This window comes from uncultured Corynebacterium sp. (assembly GCF_902782855.1).
Taxonomy (GTDB): domain Bacteria; phylum Actinomycetota; class Actinomycetes; order Mycobacteriales; family Mycobacteriaceae; genus Corynebacterium.
Window position 1 is genome coordinate 1 of the sequence record NZ_CACZOO010000221.1, and the last position, 9,782, is coordinate 9,782.

At 67.2% G+C, this 9,782-nt stretch carries 8 protein-coding genes; 7 read left to right on the top strand and 1 reads right to left on the bottom strand.

Features of this window, described 5'->3' with window-relative positions; genetic code table 11:
• The 6 genes from QZV72_RS09335 to pntB all read left to right on the top strand — a co-directional run.
• On the top strand, positions 1 to 531 hold a 531-nt coding region (locus QZV72_RS09335), incomplete at its 5' end, for an MFS transporter (RefSeq protein WP_297007717.1).
• Positions 532 to 555: 24 nt separating this feature from the next.
• Entirely contained in the window at positions 556 to 1,584 is a 1,029-nt protein-coding gene (locus QZV72_RS09340; protein WP_297007720.1) for an ATP-dependent 6-phosphofructokinase, read from the top strand.
• Positions 1,585 to 1,657: 73 nt separating this feature from the next.
• On the top strand, positions 1,658 to 2,629 hold the full coding sequence (locus QZV72_RS09345) for a bile acid:sodium symporter family protein (protein ID WP_297007722.1): 972 nt from the start codon (positions 1,658 to 1,660) through the stop codon (positions 2,627 to 2,629).
• 11 nt (positions 2,630 to 2,640) lie between these two features.
• Complete coding sequence (gene gatB / locus QZV72_RS09350) at positions 2,641 to 4,158, top strand: Asp-tRNA(Asn)/Glu-tRNA(Gln) amidotransferase subunit GatB (protein ID WP_297007726.1); 1,518 nt, start codon at positions 2,641 to 2,643, stop codon at positions 4,156 to 4,158.
• 301 nt (positions 4,159 to 4,459) lie between these two features.
• A complete protein-coding gene (locus QZV72_RS09355; protein WP_297007729.1) occupies positions 4,460 to 5,995 on the top strand; it encodes a Re/Si-specific NAD(P)(+) transhydrogenase subunit alpha in 1,536 nt (511 codons plus the stop codon).
• Complete coding sequence (gene pntB / locus QZV72_RS09360; protein WP_297007732.1) at positions 5,995 to 7,533, top strand: Re/Si-specific NAD(P)(+) transhydrogenase subunit beta; 1,539 nt, start codon at positions 5,995 to 5,997, stop codon at positions 7,531 to 7,533. The genes QZV72_RS09355 and pntB overlap by 1 nt, the downstream gene beginning before the upstream one ends.
• On the opposite strand, the gene QZV72_RS09365 is transcribed toward pntB, so the two are convergent.
• Positions 7,517 to 8,590: a glutathione S-transferase C-terminal domain-containing protein gene (locus tag QZV72_RS09365; protein WP_297007735.1), complete on the bottom strand. Its 1,074-nt coding sequence runs from the start codon at positions 8,588 to 8,590 to the stop codon at positions 7,517 to 7,519. The genes pntB and QZV72_RS09365 overlap by 17 nt on opposite strands.
• Positions 8,591 to 8,698: 108 nt before the next feature.
• On the opposite strand from QZV72_RS09365, the gene QZV72_RS09370 reads away from it, so the two are divergent.
• A complete protein-coding gene (locus tag QZV72_RS09370) occupies positions 8,699 to 9,766 on the top strand; it encodes a DoxX family membrane protein (RefSeq protein WP_297007738.1) in 1,068 nt (355 codons plus the stop codon).
• Positions 9,767 to 9,782: the final 16 nt, after the last annotated feature.

Consider the following 9,782-nt stretch of genomic DNA (forward strand, 5'->3'; position numbering starts at 1 on the left):
ACGATGTTCTACCAGCAGGTCCACGGGCTGTCGCCGTTGGAGGCGGGGTTGATGATGATCCCCCAGGCGGGCGTGTCGCTGGTTCTCTCACCACTCATCGGCCGGCTGACCGACCGCACCGGTCCCCGACCACTGGCCGTCTTCGGGTTCACGATGATGAGTGTCTCGATCATCGGGATGTCGGTGGTGATGATCTCCGGGGTCGACTACCTCTGGACCGTCATCCCCCTCGTCGGGTTGGGTGTGGCGAACTCGTTCATCTGGGCCCCCAACTCCGCGTCCACCATGAGGGACCTCAGTCCGGCGCAGATGGGGGTGGGCTCCGGCGTCTACAACCAGACCCGGCAGCTCGGCTCCGTCATCGGTGCCGCGGCTGTCGGCGCGGTGATGCAGTGGCGGCTCACCGTCACCGAACCCGCGCACGCCTTCGGCGAGGCGATCCTCCTCGCCGCTGTGGTGATCCTCATCGGCACGGTTGCGTCGCTGCTGTCGCGTGACCTCGGCCCGGAGGCTCCCGTCGGGCATACCTGAGCAGGTCCCGCTAGTGTGGTGCGCATGCGCATCGCGACCCTGACCAGTGGTGGAGACTGTCCCGGACTCAACGCCGTCATCCGGGGGGTGGTGCGGACCGCCGCCGGCCACGGTGCCACCGTGATCGGTTACGAGGACGGGTGGCGGGGGCTCGTCGAGGACCGTCGCAAGCAGCTCTACGACGATGAGAACATCGACCGCATCCTCACCCGGGGTGGCACCATCCTCGGCACCGGCCGCATGCCGGTCGACGAATTCACCGGTGCGATCGACCGGGTGAAGGACAATCTCGCGGACGCCGGTATCGACGCACTCATCACCATCGGGGGCGAGGGCACGCTCAAGGGAGCGAGGTTCCTCCACGAGCACGGCGTCCCTGTCGTCGGGGTGCCCAAGACCATCGACAATGACGTCAACGCCACCGACTACACTTTCGGCTTCGATTCGGCGGTCGCCGTCGCCACCGACGCCATCGACCGGCTGCACACCACCGCCGAGTCCCATGACCGGGTGATGATCGTGGAGGTCATGGGGCGTCACGTCGGTTGGATCGCACTGCACGCCGGTATGGCGGGCGGAGCACACGACATCCTCATCCCGGAGCACCCCTTCGACATCGAGGACGTCTGTTCGCGGATGGCACGCCGGTTCCAGCTGGGCGAGAAGTACGGCATCATCGTCGTCGCGGAGGGGGCGGTGCCGAAGGAGGGGACGCTGGAGATGGTTGAGCGCGAGGTCGACCAGTTCGGGCACCAGCGGTTCGGGAACATCGGGGCGCTCATCGCCCACGAGATCCAGAACCGGTTGGACGCCGATGTCCGTTCGACCGTGCTGGGGCACATCCAGCGAGGCGGGACGCCGACAGCGTTCGACCGTGTCCTGGCGACGAGGTACGGCGTCCACGCGACGAAGGCCGCGCTGCGCGGGGAGTTCGGCAGGGTCGTCGCCCTGCGGGGCGAGGCGATCCGGCTGGTGACCTTCGGTGACGCGGTCGGCCAGCTCAAGCGGGTGCCGGATCACCGGTGGGAGAGCGCCCTGTCACTGCTGGGGTGACGCGCCCGGTGAACGGTGGACACCCCGAGGGCGGGGGAAACGCGGGGCGACCCTGCTCGTACAGTGACGGGCCATGACATGTGCCACGCAGCCCACCGTCAGCAGCCCGGGCGACCGTAACGCCTACATCGCCTCCCTCGGGTTCCCCGTCGTCGTCGTCATCGGTGGTCTCGTGGGCTTCCTCGCCCACGGCGCCGTCGCCGGGCACTCCGACTGGGTCAACCCGTTGCTCGGTGTCATCATGTTCGGCATGGGGCTGACGCTCAAGCCCGGCGATTTCGTCCTCGTCGTCAAGCGTCCGCTGCCGGTCCTGCTCGGCGTCGTCGCGCACTACGTCATCATGCCGCTGGCGGCCCTGCTGGTCGTGTGGGTGCTGCGTCTGCCGGACGCCGTCGCCGCCGGCGTCATCCTCGTCGGCTGCGCCCCCTCCGGGACCGCCTCCAACGTCGTGGCCTTCCTCGCCCGCGGGGACCTGGCACTGTCGGTGGCGATGTCCTCGGTCTCCACTCTCATGGCTCCGGTCCTCACTCCGCTGCTCACCCTGTGGCTGGCAGGGGAATACATGCCCCTGGATACCGGAGACATGGCGCTCGACATCGTGAAGGTCGTCCTGCTGCCGGTACTCGCCGGGCTGGTCGCGCACATCTTCCTGCCGCGGATCGTGGCGAAGGTCGTGCCTGCCCTGCCGTGGGTCTCGGTGGCTGCCATCGCCGTCGTCGTGGCCCTGGTGATCTCCGGTGCGCACGACAAGATCCTCGACGCCGGGATGAGCGTCCTGGTCGCGGTCATGCTCCACAACCTGCTGGGCCTGGGCTTCGGCTTCGGAGCGGGCAAGCTCTTCCGTCAGCCGGACCCCTCGTGCCGCACCATGGCTGTGGAGGTCGGCATGCAGAACTCGGGCCTGGCGGCGGGGCTCGCGGCGCAGTACATGGAGCCGCTGTCCGCCCTGCCCGGGGCCCTGTTCTCGGTGTGGCACAACATCTCCGGGTCGCTGTTCGCCATGCTGTGCCGGGCTGTCGACAGCCGGCGGGCGCCGACGCACTAGAGTGGGTGACCATGACTGCCGTGGTGAACGATTACTCCGATGATGTGATGGACTACGACGAGGTGCTGGAGCGCTTCGACCCGGTGATGGGTATGGAGGTCCACGTCGAACTGCTGACGAAGTCGAAGATGTTCTCGACCTCGTCGGCGGAGTTCGGTGACGATCCGAACAGCAACGTCGACCCGGTGTGCCTGGGCCTGCCGGGGGCGTTGCCGGTGGTCAACCGCCAGGGTGTGGAGTGGGCCATCAAGATCGGTCTGGCGCTGAACTGCGAGATCGCCCCGTACTCCCGCTTCGCCCGGAAGAACTACTTCTACCCGGACCAGCCGAAGAACTACCAGATCTCCCAGTACGACGAGCCCATCGCCCACGACGGCTGGCTCGACATCGTCCTCGACGACGGCACCCCGTGGCGCGTCGAGATCGAGCGCGCCCACATGGAGGAGGACACGGCCAAGCTCACCCACCTCGGCGGCGTCGGCGGTCGCATCCGCGGCGCGACGGCCTCCCTGGTGGACGCCAACCGCGCCGGTATTCCGCTCATCAAGATCGTCACCAAACCGATCGAGGGGGCCGGCGCCCGCGCCCCGGAGGTGGCCCGCGCCTACGTCACCGCGCTGCGTGAGCTGGTCAAGGCGCTCGGAGTCTCCGATGTCCGCATGGACCAGGGGTCGATGCGCGTGGACTCGAACCTCTCGCTGCGACCCATCGGCACCACCGAGTTCGGCACCCGCACCGAGTCGAAGAACATCAACTCCCTGAAGTCGGTCGAGCAGGCCGTGCGCTTCGAGATGCAGCGCCAGGCGGCCTGTCTGGTCAACGGTGTGGAGATCATCCAGGAGACCCGCCACTACCAGGAGACCGACGGCACCACGGCCAAGGGCCGGCCGAAGGAGACCATGGCGGACTACCGCTACTTCAACGACCCGGACCTGCCCCCGGTTCTCGCCCCGGCGGAGTGGGTCGAGGAGATCCGCGCGACACTGCCGGAGATGCCGTGGGTCCGTCGGGCCCGTATCCAGGAGAAGTGGGGCCTGAAGGACGAGGAGATGCGTGACCTCGTCAACGCCGGCGCCCTCGACCTCATCATCGCCACCGTCGAGGCCGGGACCACCCCGTCCGAGGCCCGCAGCTGGTGGGTCGCCTACCTGTCCCAGAAGGCCAACGAGGCCGGCACCGACCTGGAGGGGCTGGATGTCACCCCGGTCCAGGTCGCGCGCGTCGTCGCGCTGATCAACGAGGGCAAGCTCACCAACAAGCTCGCCCGTCAGGCCGTCGACGGCGTCCTGGCGGGTGAGGGGGACGTTGACGAGGTTGTCGCCGCCCGTGGCCTGGAGGTTGTCCGTGACGACGGTGCCATCGAGAAGGCCGTGGAGGACGCCCTGGCTGCCAACCCGGATATCGTGGAGAAGTACCGGGCGGGTAACAGGAAGGTCACTGGTGCGATCGTGGGGCAGGTCATGAAGGCCACCCGGGGTAAGGCTGATCCGGCCCAGGTGAACAAGATCATCGCCGCGAAGCTGGGGTAGCGTGGCGGTATCATAGCCCCCGCGTAAGTGTTTCGGTAAGAAATAACTTTTCTGTCGGGGGTTTCCCCGTTTCCCCACCGTTTCGGGGGTGCGGTGGGGGTGAAGTTGTCGGCGTGTCGGGGCACTTCGGGGAAAATCGGTGACGCGAGTCGTCGGAGGCTGCATACTTGACCCGACGTTTACAGACGTGACCCATTTCCCGACCGGTCCGTCGAGATCCTCCGGCGCCCCGGCCACTCATCCGTGTGCCTGCAGACTCCGGAGGTCCGGCGGCCGAACCCGCTCTTCGAGGAGCCCTCCGTTGCTCATTGGTATCCCCAGGGAACCACAGACACTGGTCGCTGCCACCCCGGACACCGTCGGCAAGCTCATCAAGCTGGGCTACGACGTTGCTGTCCAGTCCGGCGCCGGCGACCAGGCGAACCACCCCGACAGTCAGTACGAGACGGCCGGTGCACGGATCGTCGGCGCCGACGTCTGGTCCACCGCCGACATCATCACCACGATCGACACCCCCACCACCGAACAGCGCGCGGCGATGAAGCCGCGGGCCACGCTCATCGCCCGTCTCGCCCCGGGCCGAAACGACGACCTGGTCGCCGATCTCGCGGCGAGGAACCTCACGGCACTCGCGATGGACACCGTCCCGCGCATCAGTCGCGCGCAGGCCATGGACGTGCTCAGCTCCCAGGCCAACGTGGGTGGCTACCGCGCGGTGATCGAAGCGGCCAACGTCTTCGGCCGACTGTTCACCGGACAGGTCACCGCCGCAGGCAAGGTGCCGCCCGCCACCGTGTACGTCATCGGTACCGGCGTGGCGGGTCTCGCCGCGATCGGCACCGCCAACTCCATGGGCGCTGTGGTCAAGGCCACTGACCTGCGTCCGGAGACCGCTGAGCAGGTCGAGTCGATGGGCGCGGAGTTCGTCGCCATCCCCACCGCCGCGGAGAAGTCCGATGACGGGTACGCCAAGGAGATGACGCAGGACCAGGCTGCCGCAGCCGCCAAGCTCTACGCCGAACAGGCCGCGTCCGCCGACATCGTCATAACGACAGCGAATATCCCGGGGCGCACGTCCCCGGTGCTGCTCACCGCGGCGGATGTCGCCGCGATGGCGCCGGGCTCGGTCATCGTCGACATGGCGGCCGCCAACGGCGGTAACTGTGAGCTCACCGTCCCCGGTGAGGTCACCGTCACCGACAACGGTGTGAAGATCATCGGCTACACCGACCTGGCAGGACGCCTCCCCGCGCAGTCCTCCCAGTTGTACGGCCAGAACATCGTCAATCTGTTCAAGCTCATCACCCCGGGCAAGGACGGTCAGATGGTCCTGGACATGGACGACGAGATCGTCCGGGGCATCACCGTCACCCGGGCCTCCGCCACCGGTTCGGCGTCCGACATCCTGTGGCCTCCGCCGCCGGTGAAGGTCTCCGCCGCACCCGCACCGGCCCCGGCGGCCGTCGCCGCCGAGGCGACGGTGGAGGAGGAGAAGAAGCCTGCCCTGTGGTGGAAGGTCATCGCCGGTCTGCTGGGTGTGGCACTGGTTCTCGCCAGCCCGTTGTCCGTCACCACGGACTACATGATCCTCATGCTCGCCGTCGTCGTCGGCTTCTACGTCATCACGGCGGTGACGCACTCGCTGCACACGCCACTGATGAGTGAGACCAACGCCATCTCCGGCATCATCCTGGTCGGTGCGGTCCTCCAGGTCGGGTCCTCGAACGTGGCCGTCGCGGTGCTGGCGTTCCTCGCGATCGTCATCGCCTCGATCAACATTTTCGGTGGCTTCGCCGTCACCCGCCGCATGCTCGCCATGTTCCAGGGAGGTAACTGATGAACCAGCTCACTATCGTTGCCGGTGAGGCCGGCGAGATCGCCGGCATCACCTTCACCCGTGACAACGTCTCCCAGGATCTCCTGGAATGGACCTCGCGGATCTCCACCCTGGCCTACCTCGTGGCCGCACTGCTGTTCATTCTGGCCCTGGGCGGACTCTCGAAGCAGCAGACCGCCGGCCGCGGAAACACCTTCGGTATCGCCGGCATGACCATCGCCCTGGCGGCCACCGTCTTCAAGGCTGCGGTCCAGTCCCATGCTGATCCTGAGCACTTCAACGATGCCTGGGTCACCATTCTGCTGGTGGCTGTCGCCATGCTCATCGGTGCCGTCATCGGTGTCGCCCGGGCCCGCAAGGTCGAGATGACCGGTATGCCCGAGCTCATCGCGATGCTGCACTGCTTCGTGGGCCTGGCCGCCGTGTTCATCGGCGTCAACTCCTTCATCCACGCCGGGGAAACCGGTGGTTCGTCAGAATCCGGCTACGAGAAGTTCCACCTCGGTGAGGTCTACCTCGGCATCTTCATCGGTGCGGTGACCTTCACCGGCTCGATCATCGCCTACCTGAAGCTCTCCGGACGGATGAAGGGTGCCCCGCTCACCCTCCCGGGCCGTAACCTGCTGAACCTGGCGATCATCGTGGTCTCCCTGGTCGGCATGGTCTTCTTCATCCTGACCGGTACCGAGCAGGCGGACAACAAGGCCGTCGCCTGGACCATCCTCGGCATCATGATCGTCCTGGCTCTGGCCCTGGGTCTGCATCTCGTCGCCGCCATCGGTGGCGGTGACATGCCGGTCGTCGTGTCCATGCTGAACTCCTACTCCGGTTGGGCCGCCGCGGCCGCCGGATTCATGCTGGCGAATCCGCTGCTGATCATCACCGGGGCGCTGGTCGGTTCCTCCGGTGCCTACCTGTCCTTCATCATGTGTAAGGCGATGAACAGGTCGTTCATCTCGGTGATCCTCGGAGGATTCGGTACCGAGGCGTCGTCGGGGACCGATGACCGCGACTACGGCGCGCACACCGAGATCACCGCCGAGGAGACCGCAGAGGTCCTCAAGAGCGCGAAGACCGTCATGATCACCCCGGGGTACGGCATGGCCGTCGCCCAGGCGCAGTACCCGGTCGCCGAACTGGTCCGGCGGCTGCGGGACAAGGGCATCGACGTCACTTTCGGCATCCACCCGGTCGCCGGTCGTCTGCCCGGCCACATGAACGTGCTGCTGGCGGAGGCCAAGGTCCCGTATGACATCGTGCTGGAGATGGACGAGGTCAACGACGACTTCGCCGACATTGACGTGGTGCTGGTCATCGGTGCGAATGACACGGTCAACCCCATCGCCGAGGAGCCCGGTTCCCCGATCGCGGGCATGCCCGTGCTCAAGGTCTGGGAGGCTGGACGGGTGATCGTCTTCAAGCGGTCGATGGGTGCAGGCTACGCCGGCGTCCAGAATCCGCTGTTCTTCAACGACAACACCGACATGCTCCTGGGCGACGCCAAGGAGTCCGTCGAGAAGATCACCGCGGCGCTGTAACCGGCTCTGTAAGAACGAAAGCCCCGGCCTCGTCACCGTCCCGGACATCCTCCGGGCGCGGCGCGGCAGGGGCTTCGGCGTTCCCCGACGCGTTCCAGAACGGCGTCCCGCCGAGACTCTCCCGGTTGTGCGGGGTGTAGAACGCCGCCGGATCCGGTCCGACCGCGACCACGCCGGTGGGGTTGATGTCTGCGTGCACCCGGTAGTAGTGCTGCTTTATGTGGTCGAGGTTCACCGTATCTCCGAAGCCGGGGGTCTGGAAGAGGTCGCGCAGGTAGCCCCACAGGTTCGGCATCTCGGCGATACGGTTCCGGTTGCACTTGAAGTGTCCGTGGTAGACGTGGTCGAAGCGCGCCAGCGTGGCGAAGAGGTAGATGTCCGCGAGTGTCAGATGCTCACCGACGAGGTATCGGCGGGTGGCGAGGTGGTCCTCGAGTTCGTCGAGCCGGGCGAAGAGCAGCGCGAAGGCGTCCTCGTAGGACGCCTGGTCTCCGGCGAATCCGCAGCGGTACACCCCGTTGTTCACGGTGCGGAAGTTGACGTCCGCCATCGCGTCGATCTTCTCACGGAGTTCGGTGGGGTAGAGGTCCGGGGCACCCGGGCGGTGCAGCGGAGTCCACCGGGTGGCGAGGTCCGTGACCATGGTGCGGAAGTCATTGGTCACCACCGCCTTCGAGCTGATCTCCACCAGGGCGGGGACAGTGATCCCCTTCGGGTAGTCGGCGTACCGGTGCAGGTAACAGTCACGTAGTCGGCCGACGCCGAGCACAGGATCCACCGAGTCCACGTCGAGGTCGAAGGTCCAGGATTTCCAGTCGTGGGTGGGGCCGCACAGCCCCTGTGAGAGTGGGGGCTGGCCGGTACCGCCTGATCCGTCCAGCCCGACGAGTCGACGGGTGATGATCGCGCGGTGGGCCCAGGGGCAGGCCCGGGAGCCGACTAGCCGGTAGCGACCGGCCTCGACCGGCCACTCCCGGTCGTGCTCAGGGTGTTCCACGATCCGGTCGTCGATGTAGTTCATGTCCCGGTCGTAGCCGCCGGCCTCGACGTATCCCACAGTTTCCTCCTCGGTAGTTGGGCCGTTCCGTCTCAGACTAGGCGGAATCCCCGGGTGGACCGGTCGTGTCTACCACCCCGTGAGGGTTTCGGTGTTTATGGTGGTGATGTGACTGATGAGACGAACAACCCCCGCCGACCGGAGCCCGACCCCGATTTCGAGACCGTGGACGACCTCGGGGGCATCGACGTGCCGGATGCCCCGGAGACCCCGCGTCCCGCCCGTGACATCTACGACGTCACCGGGCGCGCCCGTCCACAGAAGATCGTGCCGAAGGCCCCCGGACCGGAACCCGGACCGGAACCCGGAGCGGAATCTGGAGCGGACGACACGGAGACCGACACGGAGACCACCGTCTTCGTTTCCTCGTCGGAGGAGTCCGCCGGCACCACGGAAGGTCCCGTAGCCGCTGACGTCCTCGATTACCCCGACGACGGGGACGCAGCGACGCGGGTCTTCGACCCGGTGCCCGTCCCGCTCGATGCACCGGCCGGCGACGGCGCCTACGCCAGCGGCTACGGTCCCGACTGCGAGACCGCCGTGTTCGACGACACCCGCCCGGTCGGGGACGTCGAAGGTGTTGAGGCAGAGCACGCGGAGAACGTCGGGGCCCTCGACGGTGCCGGGGATGCGGAGGCCGGTGCAGGCGCCGTGGCGTCCACCCCGCGAGGCACCCTGGACCTGGGGCTGCTGATCCTGCGTACCGTGGTCGGCGTCCTGCTGCTCTTGCGCGGTGCCCAGGCCCTCTTCGGGTTCGGTGGTGATCCGGGCGTTGACGCTCTGGAGAGTCGGCTGGTCGACTTCACCGCGGCCGACATCCTCGCGGTCGCACTGCCGGTCGTCCAGCTCGTCGGCGGTGGCCTGCTGCTGCTGGGCCTGGTCACCCCTGTCGGTGGTGCCTTTGCTCTGGTGGGAGCGGGTTTCATGGCCCTGTTCGAGCTCTCGCGGTCGGGTGCCGGCTACTGGCCCTACGAGATGAGCAAGGATGTCCAGACCTGGGCGATCCTGGGACTGCTCGGCCTGGTCCTCATCTTCACCGGTCCCGGCCGCTACAGTGCGGACGTCTCCCGTGGCTGGGCGACCCGGCCGCGGGCCTCGGCCTGGCTGTGGGCGGTCATCGGCATCGCCGGTGCCGCGGCGGCGTGGGTGCTCCTCGGCGGCGGCAACCCGTTCTGACCGGTGTCCTGACCAG